At 58.6% G+C, this 21,814-nt stretch carries 16 protein-coding genes; 12 read left to right on the forward strand and 4 right to left on the reverse strand.

The window, feature by feature from the left end:
• The first annotated feature begins 38 nt into the window (after positions 1–38).
• Positions 39–641 (forward strand): DUF624 domain-containing protein, encoded by a 603-nt coding sequence (locus G1C95_RS10840; RefSeq protein WP_169172968.1) that lies wholly within the window; start codon positions 39–41, stop codon positions 639–641.
• Positions 642–799: 158 nt separating this feature from the next.
• Here the strand turns inward: G1C95_RS10840 and malQ are convergent, their stop codons facing one another.
• Positions 800–3,058: a 4-alpha-glucanotransferase gene (gene malQ / locus G1C95_RS10845; RefSeq protein WP_240947541.1), complete on the reverse strand. Its 2,259-nt coding sequence runs from the start codon at positions 3,056–3,058 to the stop codon at positions 800–802.
• Positions 3,059–3,237: 179 nt separating this feature from the next.
• Positions 3,238–4,254: a LacI family DNA-binding transcriptional regulator gene (locus G1C95_RS10850; protein ID WP_169172970.1), complete on the reverse strand. Its 1,017-nt coding sequence runs from the start codon at positions 4,252–4,254 to the stop codon at positions 3,238–3,240.
• 294 nt (positions 4,255–4,548) lie between these two features.
• Between G1C95_RS10850 and G1C95_RS10855 the strand changes: the two genes are divergently transcribed.
• The 8 genes from G1C95_RS10855 (at position 4,549) to G1C95_RS10890 (ending at position 15,141) form a co-directional block, all read left to right on the forward strand.
• The gene (locus G1C95_RS10855) at positions 4,549–5,940 is read left to right on the forward strand and encodes an extracellular solute-binding protein (protein WP_169172971.1); all 1,392 of its coding nucleotides are present in this window, start codon (positions 4,549–4,551) and stop codon (positions 5,938–5,940) included.
• A gap of 53 nt (positions 5,941–5,993) precedes the next feature.
• A complete protein-coding gene (locus tag G1C95_RS10860; protein ID WP_169172972.1) occupies positions 5,994–6,872 on the forward strand; it encodes a carbohydrate ABC transporter permease in 879 nt (292 codons plus the stop codon).
• On the forward strand, positions 6,869–7,699 hold the full coding sequence (locus G1C95_RS10865; protein ID WP_169172973.1) for a carbohydrate ABC transporter permease: 831 nt from the start codon (positions 6,869–6,871) through the stop codon (positions 7,697–7,699). Before G1C95_RS10860 ends, G1C95_RS10865 begins: the two co-directional genes overlap by 4 nt.
• Before the next feature lie 153 nt (positions 7,700–7,852).
• Positions 7,853–10,432 carry a glycoside hydrolase family 31 protein gene (locus tag G1C95_RS10870; RefSeq protein ID WP_169172974.1) on the forward strand — a complete coding sequence of 860 codons (2,580 nt, stop codon included), beginning with the start codon at positions 7,853–7,855 and terminating at the stop codon, positions 10,430–10,432.
• A 311-nt stretch (positions 10,433–10,743) separates the two neighbouring features.
• Positions 10,744–12,624 carry a molecular chaperone DnaK gene (dnaK, locus tag G1C95_RS10875; protein ID WP_169172975.1) on the forward strand — a complete coding sequence of 627 codons (1,881 nt, stop codon included), beginning with the start codon at positions 10,744–10,746 and terminating at the stop codon, positions 12,622–12,624.
• 9 nt (positions 12,625–12,633) lie between these two features.
• Entirely contained in the window at positions 12,634–13,305 is a 672-nt protein-coding gene (grpE, locus tag G1C95_RS10880; RefSeq protein ID WP_169172976.1) for a nucleotide exchange factor GrpE, read from the forward strand.
• Between the two features lie 128 nt (positions 13,306–13,433).
• Positions 13,434–14,453, forward strand: coding sequence for a DnaJ C-terminal domain-containing protein (locus G1C95_RS10885; RefSeq protein ID WP_169172977.1), 1,020 nt, complete (start codon positions 13,434–13,436; stop codon positions 14,451–14,453).
• A 91-nt stretch (positions 14,454–14,544) separates the two neighbouring features.
• Positions 14,545–15,141, forward strand: coding sequence for a heat shock protein transcriptional repressor HspR (locus G1C95_RS10890; protein WP_169173018.1), 597 nt, complete (start codon positions 14,545–14,547; stop codon positions 15,139–15,141).
• 147 nt (positions 15,142–15,288) lie between these two features.
• Here the strand turns inward: G1C95_RS10890 and G1C95_RS10895 are convergent, their stop codons facing one another.
• A complete protein-coding gene (locus tag G1C95_RS10895; protein WP_169172978.1) occupies positions 15,289–16,752 on the reverse strand; it encodes an ATP-binding protein in 1,464 nt (487 codons plus the stop codon).
• 442 nt (positions 16,753–17,194) lie between these two features.
• Between G1C95_RS10895 and glf the strand changes: the two genes are divergently transcribed.
• Positions 17,195–18,373, forward strand: coding sequence for a UDP-galactopyranose mutase (glf, locus tag G1C95_RS10900; RefSeq protein ID WP_169172979.1), 1,179 nt, complete (start codon positions 17,195–17,197; stop codon positions 18,371–18,373).
• Positions 18,374–18,497: 124 nt separating this feature from the next.
• Positions 18,498–19,031 (forward strand): GtrA family protein, encoded by a 534-nt coding sequence (locus tag G1C95_RS10905; RefSeq protein WP_169173019.1) that lies wholly within the window; start codon positions 18,498–18,500, stop codon positions 19,029–19,031.
• A gap of 318 nt (positions 19,032–19,349) precedes the next feature.
• On the opposite strand, the gene G1C95_RS10910 is transcribed toward G1C95_RS10905, so the two are convergent.
• Positions 19,350–20,777 (reverse strand): MFS transporter, encoded by a 1,428-nt coding sequence (locus G1C95_RS10910; RefSeq protein ID WP_169172980.1) that lies wholly within the window; start codon positions 20,775–20,777, stop codon positions 19,350–19,352.
• A gap of 351 nt (positions 20,778–21,128) precedes the next feature.
• Here G1C95_RS10910 and G1C95_RS10915 point away from each other — a divergent pair, with 351 nt between their 5' ends.
• Complete coding sequence (locus tag G1C95_RS10915; protein WP_169172981.1) at positions 21,129–21,788, forward strand: histidine phosphatase family protein; 660 nt, start codon at positions 21,129–21,131, stop codon at positions 21,786–21,788.
• The last annotated feature ends 26 nt before the right edge of the window (positions 21,789–21,814 follow it).

Below are 21,814 nucleotides of genomic sequence, written 5' to 3' on the forward strand. Positions count from 1 at the left end.
AACTAGTTGTACAACTGGGATATTGACTAGGAGGTGTGATGGGTTTTCTTTCCCCCGATTCGAAGTTCATGCAGGGGCTGAGCAATCTGATTGATGCGGTGGTGGTCAATATTCTGATGTTGATCACATCCATCCCTTTAGTGACCATTGGTGCCTCGCTTGCCGCCGGACATGATGCGATTCGTCGTTCCATTCAGGGAGAAGGAGGTGGAGCGACTCGCAATTACTGTAGGGCGTTTGCTTCGAATTTTGTCAAGGCCACGATATTATGGCTGCCTTATCTGTTGGTTGCCTGTGGCCTGTTGTACGCATGGGTGGTGCTGCAAATCACGCCATTGCTTATTGCAAAATTTGCGCTTACGATGCTTTGGCTGATTGGTTTCGAATGGACTTTCGCTTTGCAGGCACGGTTTGAGAATCCAGTGACTGCCACTTGGAAAAACGCATTTGTATTCGGTGTGACCAAATTCGCCGTCACCTTGGCGATGTTGGCCATCGATGCTGTATTCCTCGGCCTGCTTGTGGCCAGTTGGTTCCTCATGCCGCAGGGACTATTTCTGCTTGTCGTGCTGGGGTACGGCACTATGATTGCGTTGCATATCCCTCTGCTGGAGCATGCCTTGCGGCCGTATTTGAGGTAATTTTTTAACAGCTTTGCAGTAAATGTTTGTGATTGAGATGGCTGATGCCTGCGCCGGTATCATCGCGGGGGCTTCGGCACAGGCATCAGCGGGCAGATAGCAAGTGGGCGCAGACGTTAAGCGGAACGCTGCGGAGTGACAACTGCGCCTGACTATTACTATCGCGTTCCGCACATGACTTGGGCTAGGGCTTGCACGCGCGACGACTGGAATACTTCATCGGTGTGTACCACCGTGAGATGCTCATCGGCCAACGGCACACGCCAGTTCGAATACTCCCAGGATGTGCCGGGCTGATTCTGCGAGCGGCATTCGCCCACGCCATCCACCAGCGCTGCTTGCAGCAGCAGCGACGGCGTATCCGCCAGCATCGCATGCATCGCTTCAACAATGCTCTGAATATGCTCGTCAACATTATCGGCATACTGTTGCGGCAGATATCCGCTCTCCACTAGCCGATTCATCATCGCTGTGCGCTCGGCCAAGGCGGACGCCGCGAATTCCTCAACCGGGCCAGACAAAAGTTGCAGTTGCTCGCGCAGTTTCACATGCTCGAACTGCAAATAGCCTGCGGTAGGCGGCAGATCGTGCGTAGTCACCGATGCCAAGGCCTGCTTACGGTAGTCGCATGCCGGCTTATACGGGTCGCCGGCGTTGGGCGAATCGTCCACGCGGGCGAACCATTCCACCTCGGTGCCCAGCACACCATGATCAGCCAGAATACGACGCACATAATCCGGCACAGTGCCCAGATCCTCGCCGATCACCATGCCACCGACGCGCGTGGCTTCAATGGCCAGCATGCCAAGCATGGCCTCATGATCGTAGTTCACATAGGCACCGTTTTTCGCGCCCAGTCCGGCAGGAATCCACCACAGGCGGAACAGGCCGAGGATGTGATCGATGCGCACCGCACCCGCATGCGCAAACATCGCATGCACCATGTCGCGATACACCCGGTAGCCAGTGGATTCCAAGTAACGCGGATTGAACGGCGGCTGCCCCCAGTCCTGGCCCTGCTGGTTATAGAAGTCGGGCGGGCAGCCCACACTCACGCCACCGGTAGCGAAACGTTCCGGATTGGCCCAGGCATCCACGCCCAAACTATGCACGCCAACAGCCATATCCATCATCAAACCCAGCGCCATGCCGCCATCCAGTGCAGCCTGTTGTGCGGCATTCACCTGCTCGGATGCAATCCATTGCAGCCAGCAGTTGAAATCGAACAAATCCTTATGCGCCTCGACCAATGCCTGTACTTCGGACGAATCAATGGATTTTTCGAAGAACCAGCGGTTTGACTCCCAAGGTGCGCCCCACAGCTCGAAACACAAGCACCAGGTGGCGAAAGATTCTAGATCAGGGCCGGCTGTGGTGCGGAAATGCATGAACTCCATCTCGCGCTTTGCATTGCGCCCGGCATCGAAAATAATCCGCAACGCCTGACGCTTGGCATGCCATGCGGCGTTGATGTCCATCGGGCCGGCATCGTTGTTGCGTTCGGCCACCGAAGCGTGCAGGGCGTCCACCTGTGCCTTGGCCTCTGCCGGAAGCGTGGCATATTCCGCAATATTCTGCGGGCGAATATATGTGACGTTCAAGAAACGGCGCGATTCCGGCAGGTACGGTGAGGGCTCGAGCGGCGGGATGGGGGCGCCGGCATGAATCGGATTGATCAGCATGAAATCAGCGCCGGACTTGGCAGCATCGCCCAGCAGCAGCTTCAGATCTCCATAATCGCCCACGCCCCACGAATCAGCCGAACGCACCGAATACATCTGCGTCATCCAGCCCCAGCGATGGTGCTCCTGCACGGCGGTCGGCACAGGAATGCGGGAGGGTGCGTTGATGATGGTGGCGGTGCCGTGGCGCTCGCCGGCGGTGACGGTAAGCGTGTGGTAGCCCATTGGCAGGCTGGCGTCGATGATTAGTGCAATGTGCCCGGTGGTCTCAGTAGGCGTAATGTGTTCGGTGTGCTTGGCGCGGCTGGCATGATCGGTTTGTTCAGCTTGTTCGGCCTGTTCCGTGTGATGGCCGGCTTCGATAGTACGTGTTGCAATGGTTCCAGCGAATGTGGTGCCGTCTTCAAGTTCGATGGAGGCGTTGACGGTTTCGTCGGCTGTGCAGTTGAGCTCGATGGTGGCAGGGGAGCCAGCGATAGTGGTGATAGTTGGTTTTAGCAAACGTTTGCTATCAGCCTGTGCAGCTTGTTCCAGCGCGTGCTCGATGGACTGTTCCGATGATGCGTCAACGCCCAGCGCGGCCAGCACGGCAACCAGCGCCTCGTCGCTGATTTCGGTGTAGTTACCCAGCTGATCGAAGAACGAAGTGGACAGACCGTGTGTTTTGGCGAGCCTGATCAGCGGTCGTGCAAGTCGTTCCGGGCTTTCGCTGCGCTGTTCGATGGTGGATGCCATGATGACTCCTCTGTCTGGTTGCGTGCCGATTGTGTGCTGGTTGCATACGTCAGGCATTGCTGATCGTCGTTGAACGATGGTGGCGGTATGCAAGTAATGCATGACTCAGCGTACGACTTTTTGACAACGATTGCAAAACATTGCGCAAGGCGTGTCGAATGTGCGAAAGCGCCGGAATATCAGGCCGCAGGTGCGGTGGAGGAGCGCACGATAAGCTGCGGGGCGAATCGTTCGTGCGGAGTGCTCAACGTGCCGCCGTCGATCAGGCGCAGGGTGGCGCGCGCCACGTGCTCGGCCATGGCGCGCGGATCCTGACGGATGGTGGTCAGGCCGACTTCCGCAGCGAAGGTGCTGTCGTCATAGCCGACGATGGAAATATCGTCGGGAATGCGCAGGCCGCATTGGCCCAGACGGAAGAAAAAGGGAATTGCCATCGAGTCCTGATGGAAGCACAGTGCAGTGGGGCGGTCGTCGGCGGCGAGGATGTCGCTGATCACGGCATCGAACACGTGGGTGTCATCCTCGCCTTGAGACGCGGGCACGGTCACGGTGCGGCCGAGCAGCCCTAGCTGTGCGCAGGTTGCCGTGAACCCGGTGATACGGCGATAGGAGCTGAAGTGCAGAGTGGAGACGACCTGCGGCTGCACATAAACGATGTTGCGATGCCCCTGCTGAGCGAGGTGCTTGACGGCCAAGCGAATGCCGGCGTCGTCGTCGATGCTGGCCGAAGCCGTGAATTCGTCAGTGGAGGCCACGTTAATGCCGACAATCGGCACGTGCGCGGTGCCCAAGCGTTTGATTTCGGCAGGACTGATGTCGAAGGACGAGACGACCACGGCGTCGGCGTTGCCGCGCACCGGCAGCTTATCGAAGAAAGTGGCGCGCTCCTCCTGACCTGCGACGGGGTATACGACAAGGTCATAGCCGGCCTGTTGGAATGTCGGATTTAGCCCCTCAATGATTTTGGCGGAAAACCAGTCGATCTGATTCGATCCGACCAGCATGGCGATGCGCTGGGAGCGGCCGGATTTGAGGATGCCTGACGCGCGCGAAACGGAGAAATTCAAGCGTTCGGCTGCAGCCAACACCTTGGCGCAGGTGGCGTCCGACACCATGTCAGGGCGGGAGAGCGCTCGTGACACCGTGGATTTGGAGACCCCGGATTCGCGGGCGACGTCGTCGATACTGGCTTTCATCAGTCGCGTTCCTTTGTGTCGACTGCCACGGCGGCTTTCGTCGCGTGATTGCTGGGTGCTGTTGTTCAGCTTAGCACGACGAAGTTGTTGCAGAGCGTATTTCGTGCGCTATATATGAAACTGTTGTCATATTGCGACACGCCGTATGTTATCAAATAAAAACCTGAGAAAACCATGAATTGCAACGGGTTGCAGATGCAACGGGTTGCAACAAAGTTGAAAGTTGGTTGACGGCGTCGTTCAAGCGTGCCATACTTTTCATACTTCTTCAGTCTTACAAGGAAGTAGGAGAGTATGAAACTAGCAAAAACCTGTGCGGCCATTGCTGCAACCGTGCTCATTGCTACTGCTGCAACCGGTTGCGGTACTGCAGGAGCATCCGGCGTTGTGGATACCAACGCGGACAAGGGCCTGGCCGTACTCGGCGACCACGTCACCTACGATCCCAACCATCTGGTCAACGACGGGCAGCCCATCGAAATCGGCTACTGGAGCTGGGGTGACGCCAGCACCGATCCGGTGATCGGTATGCTGCACGAATACGAGAAGATCCATCCGAATGTCACCGTAAAAATCTCGCAGGTGGCTTGGAGCGACTACTGGGTGAAAACGCCCCTGTCGCTTAAGGGCAACAAGAACGCACCGGTGCTGTTCAACGTGCACAACTCTCAGGACGCGCTGCTGCGCCCGCACATGGAAGCCTACGACATCGACACGGCCGATCTCGAGGCTGACTACACCAATGTTGACCTGCACGTCGTCGACGGCAAAATCATGTACATCGACTCCGTGATCAACACCGGCAATATCTACTACAACAAAACGCTGTGGGCCGAAGCCGGTCTGACTGAAGACGATATCCCCGCCACCTGGGACGAATTCGTCGAAGTCGCCAAGAAGCTTACCAAATTCGACGGCAACAAGATGATTCAGTCCGGCTTCAATATGAACGGCGATGGTCGTTACGATGGTCTGTGGCAGGGATTGAACTACCAGCGCGGCGCTCTGATGTTCAGCAAGGACGGCACCGTCGCGAACTACGACTGCGAAGCCACCAAGGAAAACCTCGAATTCCTGCGCGACCTGTACGAAACCGACAAAGTCTCGTCCGTGAAATTCGGCGACAATTCCGAACAAAGCTTCGGCAACGGGCAATCCGCCATGATCTACGCCTGGGGTGCGCTGCAGGGCACCCTTGAGACCAAATACCCCGACATCGACTACGGTGTGTTCCCTACCCCGACCTTCAGCGATGACGTACCCTTCGCCTACGACCGTTACAACGGCGAATCCACGCCCGGCATCAACGTGCACCAAAGCGAGGAACAGCGTGCCGTGGCGCAGGACTTCATCCGATTCCTGCTCGCCGGAGACGACTACGTACGCTCCGCGGTCAAACTGCAGAACTCCTTCCCCGGCAAAAAGAGTCTGCAGGACGATTCCGAAATCCTCTCCAACCCGGTGATGGCTGCCATCAAGCCGCGCCTTGACCGACTGATCTGGCCCGGACCGGTGCCTTCCACTCTGGAAAGCAGCCCGAAGATCGCGTTCCAGAACGTCATCCAGAACGGTCAGGACATCGATACCGCCGTAGCCACCGCCCAAGCGCAGATCGAAACCGATATGAAGGGCAGTGACTTCGTCTCACTTGAATCCAAGTACGCGCACATCGACGAGGCACAGTAGCCCGTTACCGCGCAACGCAACCAGCAATACAGAATTAAGAAAAGAGAAGTTCCATGCACAACACAACGCTGCAACGCATCTTTTCGATGCGCAACATCGCGGTAGTAGCGCTTGTCGGCTATTTCGCGGTGTTCATGGCCTATCCAATCATCAAAGCCTTCGCCGGCTCCATGCACAACTGGAACCCGTTGACCGACACTTACCAGTGGGTGGGATTCGAGAACTATGCGCAGGTGCTTACCGACTCCCTGTTCTGGAAGTCGATCTGGAACACCGCCGTCTATTCATTCTTCTCCGTCGCATTCCGTGTGATCGTGGGACTGGCACTCGCCCTGCTGCTCACCTCGAAGCTCGTCAAAGCTAAAAGTGCTCTGCGTGGCCTGTTCTACATGCCGACCATCACCCCGCTGGTGGCAGTGAGCTTCGTGTGGATGTGGATGTATGATCCGCAGTTCGGCATGATCGATAAGGTCACTGGACTTGACATCGGCTGGCTGAACGACTCGCACTGGGCCATGCCAGCGGTCATCATCATGACCATCTGGAAGGACTTTGGTTACGCTACCGTGCTGTATATGGCCGGCATCATGTCCCTGCCCACCGACGTCTACGAAGCCGCTAGCCTCGACGGTGCCGGCAAATGGCAGACGTTCTGGAAGATCACTTTGCCGCTGCTGCGCCCCACCACGCTGCTCATCGTCATCACCTCGCTGATCACCTACCTGCAGGCCTACATCCAGATTCTTGTGATGACCGGCGGCGGCCCCGGCACCGACACCTACACCATCAGCTACCTCATCTACGATCAGGCGTTCACCAAATACAACTTCGGCGTTGCTTCCGCAATGAGCGTGATCCTGTTCGTCCTCACCGGCGTACTCACGCTGCTCATGTTCAAGGCTTCCGGCGATAAATTGGAGGAATCGCGATGAATACCGCAACCGGCAAGAAGATTTCGACCATCGTCATCACCGCGCTGCTGTTCGTGCTGGCAGCCATCACCGTTATCCCGTTCATCTGGATGCTGGTCTCATCGTTCGCCCCCAACAGTGAAATCGTCAAGATCACCGGTGGTATCTTCCCCACACCTAGCACGCTGGACAACTACACAGGCATCCAAGAGAAGTTCAACTTCATGCGCCTGTTCGGCAACTCGCTGTTCGTGGCAACCATCAAAACCGTACTTATCATCTACTTCAGCGCTGTGCTCGGCTACGTATTCTCCAAAATGCACTTCCGCGGGCGCAACGTGCTGTTCGGTGCAGTGCTGTCCACGATGATGCTGCCGTGGGCCGTGACCATCATCCCGCAGTACGACATGATGGTGCAGTTCGGCTGGCTCGATACCTACCGTTCGCTGATTATCCCCGGTCTGATCAACGGCTTCGGCGTGTTCATGTTCCGTCAGTCCATCGGCGGCATCTCCGACGAAATCATCGAAGCCGCCAAACTGGACGGTGCCAGCGATTCGCGCATCTTCCACCGCATCGTGCTGCCGATGAGCCGCAACTCCATCGCCGCGCTCGCCATCTTCGTGTTCCTGTGGAACTGGGAGGACTACCTGTGGCCCTTCCTGATGATCACCGATGACGACAAGCAGCTGCTGTCCGTAGGCCTCAAGATGTTCTCCGGCCAGTACGGCACTGATTACGGCGGACTGTTCGCAGCCACCTCAATCGCCATCATTCCGGTAATCATCGTGTACATGCTGTTCCAGAAGCAGTTCATCGCCGGTATCGCCACCGGTTCGGGCAAGTAGTTCAGCCCCTGGATGCCGCCAAGGCGATACACTGGCGGCATCCGGTTTATTTGTGCATTGTTGTCATGCCAATGGCGCGATGCGCGTGATATTCGAACTATTCGCGGGGGGGCTGCCACCTTCCTCCATATGGTCACAAAAGGAGACCGCATTATGACTTCCATTTCCGCTGCCACGTTCACTCCGTCCATGAGCCCGCGGATGAACGCCGCTGCCACAATTCAAGGCGATTACTGGCGCATCGGCATCCTGTCCGATTCACTGCTGCGCCTCGAATGGTCCGACAGCGGTGTCTTTGAAGACAACGCCACGCAGATGGCTTTCAACCGCGATTTTGGCGGTGAGACGCCCCACTTCACCACCGATGAGCGCGACGGCCTGCTGATTATCGAAACCGACGCGCTGCGCCTGACCTACGATCGCAAGCCTTTCACCAAGGAGGGCCTGAGCATCGTGGTTAAAGGCGTGCCGCGCTCGCAGCGCAACACCTGGCATTACGGCGATACGCCCTACGGCAATCTCGGCGGCACCGCCCGCACCTTGGATGAGGTCGACGGTCGCACTGATATGGGCCTCGGTGTCTGCTCGACCGACGGCTGGGCGGTAATCGACGATTCCGCCTCGAACGTGGTCGCGGCTGCCGAACAGGTGAACGGTGAGGCGAATCCGTTCGGCCTGTGGGTCGCCCCGCGCGATCACCAGGAAACCGACCTCTACTTCTTCGGCCACGGCCTGCGATTCAAGGACGCCGTGCGCGACCTGTATCGCCTGACCGGCCCGACCCCGCTGCTGCCGCGTTTCACCATGGGCAACTGGTGGAGCCGCTACCATCGCTACACCGAGTCGGAATACCTGAACCTGATGGACCGTTTCGAAGCCGAAAAACTGCCGTTCACCACCGCCGTCATCGATATGGACTGGCATCTGGTCGACGCGGTTGACCCCAAGTACGGCTCCGGCTGGACCGGCTACACCTGGAACACCGAATTCTTCCCTGACCCCGAGCGTTTCCTTGCCGAACTGCGCCGTCGTGGCCTCAAGACCACGCTGAACGTGCACCCGCGCGACGGCGTGCGTGCCTTCGAAAAGCCCTACGCCAAAGTTGCGGCTGCCATGGGCGTGAATGCCGAGGCCGGCGAACCCGTGGAATTCGACCTGACCAGCCCGAAGTTCATGGAAGCCTACTTCGACATGCACCATGAGCTGGAGGATGAAGGCGTTGACTTCTGGTGGCTTGACTGGCAGCAGGGCGGCGTGACCCGCCTGCCAGGCCTCGACCCGCTGTGGATGCTCAACCACATGCACTACCTGGATTCCGGTCGCGACGGCCGCTGGCCGCTCACCTTCTCTCGCTACGCCGGCCCCGGCTCGCACCGCTACCCGGTCGGATTCTCCGGCGACACCGTGATTTCGTGGGAGTCGCTCAAGTTCCAGCCCGAATTCACCGCCACTGCCTCGAATGTGGGTTACGGCTGGTGGAGCCATGATATCGGCGGCCACATGTTCGGCTACCGCGATGACGAGCTTGAGGCTCGCTGGTATCAGCTGGGCGTCTTCAGCCCCATCAACCGCCTGCACTCCACCGATTCGCCGTTCAATGGCAAGGAGCCGTGGAACTTCGACGGCAACACGCGCGAGGCGATGAACAAGGCGCTGCGACTGCGCCACGAGCTCATCCCGTACCTCTACACCATGAACTGGCGCGCCGCCTTCGACGATGAGCCGATTGTGCAGCCGATGTATTGGGCCGAACCCAACAACGACAGCGCCTACGACTACCGCAACGAATTCCGCTTCGGCAGCGAACTGATCGTCGCCCCGATCGTTGATCCGGGGGATGCCGATGCGCGCCGTGCCAAGGCCGACGTATGGCTGCCGCAGGGCGAATGGTTCGACTTCTTCGACGGCCGACGCTACGTTGCCGCCGATGAAAACGGCCGTCGCCTGTCGGTATGGCGTGAGCTTGACCGCATCCCTGTGTTCGCCAAGGCCGGTGCGATTGTGCCGATGCAGCCGCTGGTCGATGAGGCTGGTGCCGCTGATGCTGCTGTGGCTGGTACTGATGTTGACGCCCAGCGCTGCAACGACATCGCCAACCCCCGCGCCCTGCGCGTGGTGGCCTTCCCCGGTGCCAACGGTTCGTTCACCCTAAGCGAAGACGCCGGGCGCTTCCCGGAGTCCCATGATGCCGAAACGGCCGCACGCGAAGCTGGCCTCGCCCAAACCGATATGCACCTGACTTGGAATGCCGACGGTGCCGGCTGCACGTTCGCCATCGACCCGGTTCGCGGCGAAGTCGCATCCGTGCCTGCCGCACGCGAATGGACCATCGTGCTGCGCGGTGTCGCCCCCGCAACCTGCACGGCGAGCGTGGATGGCGCTGAAGTTGCCGCAACAACCTCCTACGATCCCGCAACGCTGAGCATGAGCGTCACGCTGCCGGCCGTATCCACGGCTTCCAGCATCGTCATCTCCCTGTCCCCGGCGGATGGCAAGGCCACCCTTGTGGCCGACAATCCGGTGCATGACGACGTGTTCGCTATTCTCAACAGCGCACAGATGCAGTTCCTGACCAAGGGCAAGGCCATGGATATGGTCGATCGTCTCGGCATGGGCGCGCTCGTTGGCCTGCATGCGCTGGAACGTGACAAGCGCGGCGAAGGCGACTTCTGGCAGTCGCATATGCCGCAAAGCGTGATCAGTGCCATCGAAGAAGTACTGCTGCGCGCATAGGTTGCGCAAAGCTAGCCGATATCTGCACTCACGATAACCCGCTCTGGTTCCCGCGAACCTGGGCGGGTTTTCTCATATACGACACGCTGCAAAAGTTCAGTCAAGAAGACTCAAGTTTTTTGTGAAGAGGCGGGAATAAAAGTTGACGAATCAAAGTTGAGTGGTGTAGGCTCAAGTTTTGGAACGGGTCGAAAGATGGTTCGGCAAGAACCACCGGAGGCTCGAAGAAAACGTGAGCGGGAAACCGTGAAACAGAACCTGCGCCGCAGCCGAACCAAGCTGGGGCGCAACGAACAAAAGGAGCACACATTATGGCACGTGCAGTCGGTATTGATCTTGGTACCACCAACTCTTGCATCGCAACGCTGGAAGGCGGCGAGCCCACCGTTATCGTGAACGCCGAGGGCATGCGCACCACCCCGTCGGTGGTCGCTTTCTCCAAGTCCGGCGAAATCCTCGTCGGCGAAGTGGCCAAGCGCCAGGCCGTCACCAACGTTGACCGCACCATCTCCTCCGTCAAGCGTCACATGGGCACCGATTGGACCGTCGACATCGACGGCAAGAAGTGGACCCCGCAGGAGATTTCCGCGCAGATCCTGATGAAGCTGAAGCGCGACGCCGAAGCCTACCTCGGCGAGCCCGTCACCGACGCGGTCATCACCTGCCCGGCATACTTCAACGATGCTCAGCGTCAGGCCACCAAGGACGCCGGCAAGATCGCAGGCCTCAACGTGCTGCGTATCATCAACGAACCGACCGCCGCGGCTCTGGCCTACGGTCTGGAAAAGGGCAAGGAAGATGAGCGCATCCTGGTCTTCGACCTCGGTGGCGGCACCTTCGATGTCTCCCTGCTGGAAATCGGCAAGGATGATGACGGCTTCTCCACCATCCAGGTGCAGGCCACCAACGGCGACAACCACCTGGGCGGCGACGACTGGGATCAGAAGGTCATCGACTGGCTGGTGAGCGAAGTCAAGAACAAGTACGGCGTGGATCTGTCCAAGGACAAGATTGCTCTGCAGCGTCTGAAGGAAGCCGCTGAGCAGGCCAAGAAGGAGCTGAGCTCCTCCACCTCGACCTCCATCTCCATGCAGTACCTGGCGATGACCCCTGACGGCACCCCTGTGCACCTGGACGAAACCCTGACCCGTGCCCGCTTCGAGGAAATGACCTCCGACCTGCTCGGCCGCTGCCGCACCCCGTTCAACAACGTGCTGCACGACGCCGGCATCTCCGTGAGCGACATCGACCACGTGGTGCTGGTCGGCGGCTCCACCCGTATGCCCGCCGTCAAGGAGCTTGTCAAGGAACTCACCGGTGGCAAGGAACCGAACCAGTCCGTGAACCCGGATGAGGTTGTGGCTGTGGGCGCTGCCGTGCAGTCCGGCGTCATCAAGGGCGACCGTAAGGATGTGCTGCTGATCGACGTGACCCCGCTGTCGCTGGGCATCGAGACCAAGGGCGGCATCATGACCAAGCTCATCGACCGCAACACCGCCATCCCGACCAAGCGTTCCGAAGTGTTCTCCACCGCTGAGGACAACCAGCCGTCCGTGCTCATCCAGGTCTACCAGGGTGAGCGTGAGTTCGCTCGCGACAACAAGCCGCTGGGCACCTTCGAGCTGACCGGTATCGCTCCGGCGCCGCGTGGCGTGCCGCAGATCGAGGTCACCTTCGACATCGACGCCAACGGCATCGTGCACGTTTCCGCCAAGGACAAGGGCACCGGCAAGGAACAGTCCATGACCATCACCGGCGGTTCCGGCCTGCCGAAGGACGAAATCGACCGCATGGTTAAGGAAGCCGAAGCCCACGAGGCCGAGGATAAGAAGCGTAAGGAAGACGCCGAGACCCGCAACCAGGCCGAAGCCTTCGCCTACAGCACCGAAAAGCTCGTCAACGACAACAAGGACAAGCTCTCCGATGATGTCGTTAAGGAAGTGACCGACAAGGTCAACGCTCTGAAGGAAGCCCTGAAGGGTGAGGACACCGAGGCTGTCAAGACCGCGCAGAGCGAGCTGATGACCTCCGCCCAGAAGATCGGCCAGGCCCTCTACGCCCAGCAGGGTGCTGAAGGTGCCGCTGCCGGCGCTGCTGGTGCCGGTGCCTCCGATTCCGCCGCTGCTGGCTCCGACGACGACACCGTTGAAGCCGAAGTCGTGGACGATGACGACGACAAGAACAACAAGTAAGGTCGCCCCATGGCTGAGTTCAACAAGGACGACTACCTGAACGATCTGCCGGACGCCGATCAGGCTGCCGACCAGTCCGCTGCTGCGGATCAGGCGGCCTCCTCGGCCCCGGCGGATGCCGGCGCTGCTTCTGCAGCTGCTTCTGCCGCTGATACCGCTGGTGCGGCTGATGCTGGTGCCGATACGGCAGCTACTGCTGATTCTGCCGGTGCCGGTGACGGCGAAGGTGCGAGCGAAGATACTTTGACCCCGCTGGGCAAGGCCAAGAAGGAAGCTGCCGAATATCTGGAAGCCCTGCAGCGCGAACGTGCGGAGTTCATCAACTTCCGTAACCGCGCCCAGAAGGAGCAGGAGCGCTTCCGTCAGCACGGCATTACCGACGTGCTGACCGCTCTGCTGCCGGCTCTCGACGATATCGACCGCATCCGTCAGCACAGCGAGATGGACGACTCCTTCAAAGCCGTAGCCGCGAAAATCGACAAGGCCTTCGAGAAGTTCGGCGTGGAGAAGTTCGGCGAACAGGGCGAGGACTTCGACCCCACCAAGCATGACGCGATTCTGCACAAGCCGGACGCATCGGCTGAGAAGGAAACCGTCGATACCGTGGTGGAAGCCGGCTACCGCATCGGCGATCGCGTGATTCGCGCCGCCCGCGTGGTCGTCGCTTCCCCGCAAAACTGACCCTATCCGTCATTTTTAGCGGAGTCGAACATGGAGCCGAAGAATCTTCAGGGATTCCTCGGCTCCGCTGAAAAATGACGAGACTATACAGCCTATACAGCTATGACTTGTAACGAAGGGAGGCAACGATGGCTGAGAATGAATGGTTGACCAAAGATTTCTATAAGGTCCTTGGTGTCTCCAAGGACGCTACCGACGACGAGATTAAAAAGGCCTACCGCAAGCTGGCCCGTAAATATCACCCGGACGTCAATAAAACCAAGGAAGCCGAAGAGAAGTTCAAGGACATCTCTGAAGCCTACGATGTGTTGAGCAGCAAGGACAGCCGTCAGAAGTATGACGCCATTCGCCAATTTGGTATGGGTGGCGCACGTTTCGCCGGTGGTACCGGCGCAGGTGGCTTCTCCGGTGCTGACTTCTCCGATTTGTTCGGAGGCATGTTCGGTGGTGCCGCAGGCGGCCCCGGCGGCTCGCGTATTCGCTTCTCCACCTCTGGCAACGGCGGTCAGCCCAACCTCAACGACATCTTCTCGATGTTCGGTGGTGCCGCTGGCGGCCCTGGTGCAGGTGGCGCGTATGGCGGCTCGCCGTACGGCCAGTCGGCCTACGAACAGGCACCGCAACCCGAGCAGGGCGAGGATCGTAACTCCAAGATCAGTCTGACCCTGCGCCAGGCGGTCAAAGGCGCGACCGTATCCCTGTCTGTCGACGGCAAGAAGTTCAAGGCGCACGTGCCTGCAGGTGTCAAGGACGGCCAGAAGATCAAGCTGGCCGGCAAAGGCAAGCCTGGGCGCAACGGCGGCAGGGCCGGTGACCTGTACCTGCACGTCAGCGTGAAAACCGATCCGACCTTCCGCATGGAAGGCAGCGACATCGTCATGGATCTGCCCGTCACCGTGGGCGAAGCCGTGGCCGGTGCCAAGGTTGAGGCTCATGATATCGACGGCAATTCCGTCACCTTCAAGGTGCCGGCCGGATCCAGCTCCGGCACCGAAGTCAGGGTGTCGGGACTGGGCGTTCAGCGCGGCAACCAGCCGGGCGACCTGATCGGTCGTGTGCAGATCATGGTTCCCGCCAAGCCGGGTCTTGGCGTCAAGCATGCCGCCAAGGAGTTCGACGATAAGGCCGGCAACTACTTGGAACGCTGACCAATACTCCCGTCGGCAAGCGGGAGGCAGTCGGGAGACTGTAACGTCAAAACAATGCCCTGCTCAATCAGGGCCAATCGGGAGGTGAATGATGGCGCGGTTGGACACTCATATGCGGCAGCTCTACGCGATGTGTGCAACCGCGCTCGTCATGGGACGCGCGGATCTCGATGGTGCCGATGATGTCGGCTTCGACATCGAGCTGCCTGTGTTCACTGTTGGTCAGGCCGCCGAACTGGCCAATATTCACCCCCAAACTCTTCGGCAATACGACCGTCTTGGCTTGGTGCGCCCCCAGCGCACTGAGGGTGGCGCGCGTCGCTACTGTTTGCGCGATATCGCGCGTTTGGCGCACACCCAGCACCTGAGCCAGGATGAAGGCATCAATCTTACGGGCATCACCCGCATTCTGGATCTCGAAGAAGAGAACCGCCAATTGCGCCGTGAACTCAAGCGCCTGCGGGCCAAGGATGAAGACAGCGTATTCGCAGCCGGGCGCGACGGCGATATCGTCGAAGTGCAACGCTCGAACCGTGCGCGCCTATGGCGCAATGCTATTCGCCGTCAAACCCGCGAACTGCCCAGCCGCTCCACCTACGGCACGCCCACCAACGCGCGCGGCACTGCCGGAGCGACTTCCCCCACCGACCCCAACAGCCAATCTTTGGTGCTCTGGGGCTGGCGATAAACGGCTTCGGAATCAAATACCAGTCAAATACCAGTCAAATAAAAAATCGTTGGAATTTCAACGTTTCTGATGTTTGATCCTCAATTTTCACAGTTACGAATCAAATAAACGATTGGGCCGCAAATCGAATTGCGACCCAATCGTTTATCACGCCCAACCGGGGATATATTCCATCTTCTTGCGTGGCGCGTTCGGATCTGACGGTTTGATAAGCCCTGACGTTACACTTTCGCGAATCAGCCGTGAGATGGGAGACGAATATGAGTCATCCAATCCAAACCTCTCACGCAGCGAAGCGTTGGTGAGGCACTCGCCATTGGCAAACTGAATGCAGGCATGCCAATAGCAGGCATCCATGCGTTCGCTAAGGCTGAGATCAGGGTAGGAGCGATACTGGGATAGTCGCACCATAATGCTGGCGTTACCATCGGTGCCATCAGATTGCTGCACCACAGGCGAAGGGATATGCGCAGTCTCGCAGGCATCGATGATTTTGTCCCAGCCGGAACCTGCCTCCTCGCACATGCGCAGGCGACGTGACAAATCAGCCAGCTTCGGGTTGCGTGCTTCCGGCGGATCGTTAACCAGTCGCTCCAAACGAATCAGCGAATTGCCAGGATTAGAAAACTCCACACGATTGTTGAAAATCTCAATCAATGGCCCGGCGCCTCTGGTCGTGAGATCCTGGTGAATCAGCATATTGGCCAGCAACTCTCTGATCGCAATCTGCGGATAGGCGGTATGTGTGACGCGAAGCCCACGTCCGATGGTTTCACTCTCTGGCAGCCATGCTTGCAGAAAAGCCGTGACGTCATCCAAATCGGCGTACCCATGGGCATAGTCTCGCGAACGCGACGGTGAGGATTTGCGGTCGCCTTCGTATTTGATGACACGCAACGCCTTACGCGTGACCGTGGGGAAACGTTGCATATCAGCGGCGAACAGCAGCGCTCCGAGATTAGTGATGGCATACTGACCGCTGTCAAGAAACCGAATAATGTGGTCGGATTCAAGATAGTGGAGAATTTCCGTGCGATTCGAAGGCAGGGGAGTGCCTGTTTGTCGGAAGTAGATATTCCAATCCAGCAGATCCAATGTTTCTTCAGCTGTAAGCCATTGGGCTGCGATCTGATCCTCAAAGGCTTCGGATTTAGTGACCTCCCACAGGCGACGTTCGCGCTGGGAATTCTTCGCAACAGGTTGTGTGGAGGTGCCGGAACGTATGTATTCTGTGCCATCAAACGACACAGGGTAGCCGGTTGCCGGCCAGATGCGCAGTATAACCGTCCGATGGCCGCGATAATCCACGGGGATGAACTTGAACTCCGCGTTTTTCGACAGCTTCAGACGTAGCCAAAGCTCCAGTTCCTGGCCCTTGTGCTTAGCGGCGAGAGGATTGAATGAAGTGCCGACGATCTCATGCGTAGCGTCGTCCACACCCCACAGCATGTAGGCGTAATCCTGGCCTTCGATGGCTGCCGCGTTGGATAGTGCGGAGATGTCCTTGCCAATCATGAAGGCATCGTCGTTCGACTCCTTGAACTCCACCGTCTGGGACTCGGTAGATCGCGCGATGAGCTGGTCGATGAGTTGAATGAGATCTTCCGGCATGGGTTTTCCTTTGGACAGGCAAGGCTTGTTGCAGTTACTAGCATAGCGTGTCAGTCATATACGAATCAAATACGAGTCAAATACCAGTCAAATAAATAATCGTTGGAATTCCAACGTTTTTGGTGTTTGAGGTGCATTTTTCGCAGTTACGAATCAAATAAACGATAGATACTGATTGGTGCCGTGCGTTGGCTGTTTGGATGCGTTAGTTGTTTGATTGTGTTGGTTGTAATGGCCACATCTGCTGTGGTGGCTGTGAAGTTGCGATAGTTACAGCAATCGTGCCGACGAATGGGCTTTCGCCGGCACGGATAGACTTACGCTGGCAGGACTGTCCACCTGTGCCGGTGCGGTGCGGATGACGCCAGCCGGCAACGTGCGCGGCAGGGGCGTCGGTAGTATGGGCGACGGACAACGGTTGAATGATCGAACGATTGGAAGAATGATGACTGCTGTGGATTATCCGGATTTGGTGGTTGTGGGTGCCGGCCTGTTCGGCCTGACGGTGGCGCAGCAGGCGGTGGAGCATGCGGGCGCTCGCGTGCACATCATCGACGTGCGCGACCATATCGGCGGCAACGCATACAGCTATATGGATGAGGAGACGGGTGCGGAAATCCACCGCTACGGCGCGCACCTGTTCCACACGTCGAACAAGCGTGTGTGGGACTACGTGAACCGGTTCACGTCGTTCACGAACTATGTGCACCGCGTGTGGGCCACCCACAACGGTGAGGTATATCCGCTGCCGACGAACCTGGGCACGATCAACCAGTTCTTCCGTGCGCACTACACGCCGGATGAGGCCCGCGCGCTGATCGCCGAGCAGGCGGGCGAACTGGCCGGCAAGGATCCTGAGAATCTCAACGACAAGGGCATCAGCCTGATCGGCCGCCCCCTGTACGAGGCGTTCATTAAGAACTACACGGCCAAGCAGTGGCAGACCGATCCGGCCGAGCTGCCGGCGGACATCATCAAACGTCTGCCGGTGCGCTTCAACTACGACAATCGCTACTTCAGGGACACTTGGGAGGGCCTGCCGACGGACGGCTACACCAAGTGGATGGAACGGATGATCGACGATCCCAAGATCACGGTCGGCCTGGGCGTGGACTTCTTCGACGAGACGCAACCGTACAACAAGCAGGCCCTCGCTGAAGCGGGCGTGCCGGTGGTGTACACGGGCCCGGTGGATCGTTACTTCGACTACGAACTTGGGGATCTGAAGTGGCGCACGGTGGACTTCGTGGAGCGCCGCTACGACGAGGGCGATCATTTCGGCTGCCCGGTGATGAACTTCTCCGACGCGGACGTGCCATACACCCGCGCGATTGAGTTCAAGAACTTCAATCCGGAGCGCCGCGAATCGCAGAATCCGGACAAAACCGTGGTGTGGGAGGAATACTCCCGCTTCGCCGAGCGTGGCGACGAGCCGTACTATCCGGTGAACACGGATGCGGACAAGGCACTGTACGCGGCGTACGAGGCGAAGGCCGCCGCCGAACCGAACACGGTGTTCGGCGGTAGGCTCGGCACCTACAAGTACTACGACATGCACCAGGTGATCGACACCGCGCTGACCGCCTACGAGGAGCAGGTCGCACCCATGCTCGCCAAGTAGCAGCTCAGTATCCCGCTTGTATCCTCTCTCTACGGGGATTCAGTGGATTTTTCGGAACTATTGGGTGGTATGGTCAGCCTCGCAGTGTTGAATGTGCTTCGTGAGAAAACTGATTGAACAGCTGATGAAATTCGGCATCGTCGGCGTAGTCGCCTTCGTGATCGACTATGGCCTGATGAACCTGCTGCTGGCCTTCCACCTGCACAACATCCTCGCCAGCACCGTTTCGTTCCTGATTTCCCTGGCCTTCAACTACGTGGCGAGCATGAAGTTCGTGTTCAAGCATCGCCCGGATATGGCCCGCTGGATGGAGATTCTTATCTTCGTTGGCGCGTCTGTGGTGGGCCTGTTCATCAACGAAGTGATCATCTACATTTCGACGTTCGGCATGAACCACGACGCCATGATCACCCAGCACACCGAATACATGATTCGCACCAATATCGGCAAGCTGGTGGCCACCGCCGTGGTAATGGTGTGGAATTTCGTGATCCGTAAGTGGCTGCTGGATGACACCCACACCAACGCCATGAACCGTCTGCGTTCCGGGGACAAGAAACTCACCCCCGAGCAGCTTGAGGCCAAGTGGGAGCGCAGTTTTTCCCATCGTCTCGGCCTGTGGTCGTTGGATCACACACCCGACGGCTGGCCAAAGTAGGTTTTGGGCGCTGAAACCGTCCGTTTCAGCGGGTGCTGTCGGTTGTTGGCTATTGTTTGCTATCACTACCCCAGAGATATGAAGGTACCTATGGGGTAGTGATAGAGGCGTTTATATACAAGTACCAAATATCCCGGTATCTGTGGGGCTGTGATAATCACTACCCCGCAAATATGCCGATATTTGTGGGGTAGTGATTCTTGATTTTGCGGGGTAGTGATTATGCGTGCGATGATACGGCCGCCAAATAGTCGCGAAAGTTGCGAAACCGGGTTTCCGGAGCGCTGGCGGCCGTCGGCAAGCGGCCAACCGCCGCCGTCAGACCGCCACTTCGGTGAGGGTGGGCTGTTCGGTGGAGGTTTTGATCTGCTTGAAACCGAGGAATGCGATCACCAGCGAACTGAGCGCCAGCACCGTCACCACCATGAAGCCGCCGTGCGAGCCCATACGGTCGATGAACTGTCCGGCGATGGCCGAGCCAGCGGAGGAACCGATGGAATTCATCGCGCCCATCCATGCCATGCCTTCAGTCAGGCGCGACGGCGGTACCAAGTGCAGCATTAGCTGATTGCCGTTGATCCACGTCGGTGCCTGGCACACGCCGATCAGCAGGTAGATCAGCATGATGACCCACAGATGCTTGGCGAACATGAACGTACCGATGCCGATATTGACCACTGCCAGGCAGAAGTAGAAGCGCTTCCACAGCGGAATATGCCAGTTCTTCGCGCCATAAACGAGCGCGCCAATCAGCGAGCTGATTGAGAAGCATGCGAACACAAAGCCCGTGTATTGCTTCATATTCTGCTCGGTGGCGAACGCGATGATTGAAATACTGGTGGCCGACTGGAACGCGCCCAGCGAGAACCAGGTGATGCACACGGCAACCAAGCCCGGCCCCCAAATCGACTGCTTCTTGCCACTGCGCGCGTCAGCCACGGCCTGCTCCACAGCATGGTCGATAGCAGTCTGGTCGGTTACGCCCTCACGCTTCAGGCGACGACGAGTCTCTTCGGCGGCGGTTTCCGCCTTCAACGCCTCCGCACGCGCGGCCTCACGCTCGCGATATTCCTTGCGGGTGATACCGTCGGCGCGAGCCAAATCAGTTTGCGACGGCGGCTCGGTGCTCAGCTCGGTTAGGAACATCAGCGCACCGATTACCACGCACACGCCAGTGAACGAGAAGGCCAACAGACCGGAGATTACAGCCAGTGTGGAGGCCAGCGGATTGCCGATCACCCACATGCATTCGTCGAGCACGCCGCACAGCGACAGTGCACGATTCGTGCGTTCGTGATCGCCTTTAAGAATGCGCGTCCAGCGGGCGCGGCTCATCGCACCCCACGGCGGAATCGCGGCCATAAACGGCGTGATGCAGAACAGCACCCACTCCGGCGCACGATTGGTAATGCAGGTGACCAGCGAAATCGCGGCGATAATCCACACGATAATCGTCGGAATCGAAACCTGACGTTGGCCGAACTTATCGGTTAATTTGCCGAGCAACGGTGTGGCCAGTGCCAGCGCGATCGCTTGGACGGCGGTCAGCAGGCCGGCCAGCGAATAGTTGCCGTAGTAATGCTGCACGGAAATGGTGATGGTCATGCCGACCATGGGGAACGGCATGCAGGCGATCACCGAGCCGATGGAATAGCGTGCGGTATGCGGGATGCGCAGCAGCTCCGCGTACCCGCCGAATACCTTATGGGTCACTTCCCGGATCCCGGCTATGACTTGATTGGACATGACAGCACTACGCTCCTTTCCGCTCCCGATTGGATGTCCCTCGCGCGCTTGGCGTCGCGCACGAAGCCCTCATCGAATGATGTGTGTTGGTGTCCATGGTCGCGCAAAGTTTGCGTGCGATTCGGTCCGGCCCCGCGCGGTGATTGCTGAAAACAACCTACGTGAATGACCTACGCTAGCAACTAGCCCACGTGGGTGCCGCCCGTCGCTGTTTGGTTCGCATATTTGCGTCACGCATACTCTAATCGTTTGCCGCACCACGACACGCGGTACATTGGTGGGTAGATTGGTGAGTGGAGCATTAAATGTTATTCACCCGCCCGGCGGCCCAACGGCAGCAAAGGAGAACTGATGAGCGCAACGACCATCCATTTTGTGCGCCACGGCAAGGTCTACAATCCCGACCATCTGCTGTATGAGCGTCTGCCCGACTTCCATCTGTCCGATCGAGGCCTGCGCATGGCCCAAGCCACCGGTGCCTACTTGGCGGCAAACCCGCAGACCAACACCATCGCCGCCGTCTATTCCTCGCCGCTGGACCGCACGCGCGAGACAGCCGGTGCGATTCTCGACGCCTTGAACCCCGTGCGCGCCGAACGCGGCGAAGCCCCGCTCGAACTGGTCACCGACGAACGTGTGATCGAAGCGTCCAACGAGTTCCGCGGTAAACGCATCGGCTACGGTGCCGGCGCGCTGTGGCGTCCCGAAAACCTGAAGCTGATCCGCAACCTCTACAAGCCCACTTGGGGCGAATCCTACCGTCATATCGCCGAGCGTATGAGCGCGTTCGCACGCGAGAAAGTAGCCCAGCATCCGGGCCAACAGATCGTGGTCGTCTCCCACGAATCACCTATTTGGAGCTACCGGCATATGCTGGAAACCGGCCATCCCGAACACTGGATGTTCCTTCGCCACACCGCGCTGGCGTCCGTCACGTCGGTGACCTACGACAACCAGAACGGCCGTGTGATGTCAATCACGTATGTTGACCCTGCGGCCGACGTGGAATAGAGGGACAATACGGAAAGAGACGTCCC

Origin of the sequence: Bifidobacterium oedipodis, from assembly GCF_012932425.1 — a bacterium.
Classification (GTDB): Bacteria; Actinomycetota; Actinomycetes; order Actinomycetales; family Bifidobacteriaceae; genus Bifidobacterium; species Bifidobacterium oedipodis.